Source organism: Microcoleus sp. w1-18aA5 (genome assembly GCF_036701705.1).
Taxonomy (GTDB): Bacteria; Cyanobacteriota; Cyanobacteriia; order Cyanobacteriales; family Microcoleaceae; genus Microcoleus.
Window position 1 is genome coordinate 1 of record NZ_JAUPTE010000175.1, and the last position, 1,333, is coordinate 1,333.

Sequence of the window (1,333 nt, forward strand, 5' to 3'; positions counted from 1 at the left end):
TTTTTTAAGGTATAATAATTTGTGCCAGTATAGCAACCTTCAAAACTATGAAAAAGCCCTCTGAAGCTATAAATATCGTAAATTTAGACCATTTGGGAATAGTAGCGGGGATCATAGATGAAATGGAATTGGTAGAAGAAGTCAACAAAAAAGTGGGAATAAGAGTTAAAGAAACTGTCAGCCCAGGACAAGTAATGAAAGCAATAATTTTGAACGGATTGGGATTTTTGAGCGCCCCAATCTACCTATTTGATACATTTTTCGTGGGAAAAGCAACTGAACATCTAATCGGAAAAGGAATAACAGCCGAACAATTAAATGATGACAGAATCGGGAGAGCATTAGACAAATATTATCAAGCTGGAACGACAAAGTTATTCACAGCAATTGCCCTGAAAGCAGTGAAAAAATTTCAAGTAGAAATGAAAAGCGTTCATCTAGACAGCAGTTCAATATCAGTAGAGGGAGCATACAAAAACTGTCAGGAAAAGAGCCAGGAAGTTGAGGCAGAATCTGAGGATACAGAATCTTCCATGAAAACCATAAAAATCGTTCACGGCTACTCAAGAGATAAAAGACCCGATCTCAAACAATTTATCATTGATACGATCGTAAGTGGGGATGGAGACGTACCATTGTATCTGAAAATAGATGACGGAAACGCCGATGATAAAAGTGTCTTTGTGTCAAGATTGAAAGAGTTTAAAAATCAGTGGACATTTGACGGAATCTGTGTAGCAGATAGTGCCTTATACACAGCAGCAAATTTGTCAGCAATGGCAGGAATGAAATGGATAACCAGAGTGCCGTTAAGCATAAAAGAAGCTCAAAATAAAATCTGCAACATAGAAGATAGTGACTGGGAAGATTCTCAAATAAAAGGCTATAAAATAGCAGCCAGAACCAGTGAGTATGGCAACATCAAGCAAAGATGGCTAGTCATAGAAAGTGAAATCAGAAAACAAGCAGACCTTAAAAAAATAGTCAAACAAGTAGAGAAACAGTTAGAATCCGCCAAAATCTCACTGCCTAAGCTATCCAGGCAAGACTTTGCTTGTATTACTGATGCAGAAGTTGCAATAAAAAAGTTATCAAACTCATGGAAATATCACCAAATAACAGAAATAAAATGCCAAGAAAAGCCAGTTAAAACAACAAAAAGAAAGCTCAAAGAATCGAGCGAGACACAGACAATAGTCTATCAAGTAACAGGTGAAATAGAACCCCGAATTTCAGCAATCGAAGGGGAAAAAGTCAAAGCTGGGAGATTTATATTAGCCACAAATATTTTAGAGCCTAAAGTAGTGAGCAATTCACAGGTATTATCGGAATA

General features: G+C 36.9%; 1 protein-coding gene. It reads left to right on the forward strand.

Annotation, left to right across the window (positions count from 1 at the left end):
- Nucleotides 1–47: 47 nt before the first annotated feature.
- Nucleotides 48–1,333 (forward strand): IS1634 family transposase (locus Q5691_RS27545; RefSeq protein WP_333348414.1); only part of this gene is annotated, 1,286 nt, incomplete at its 3' end.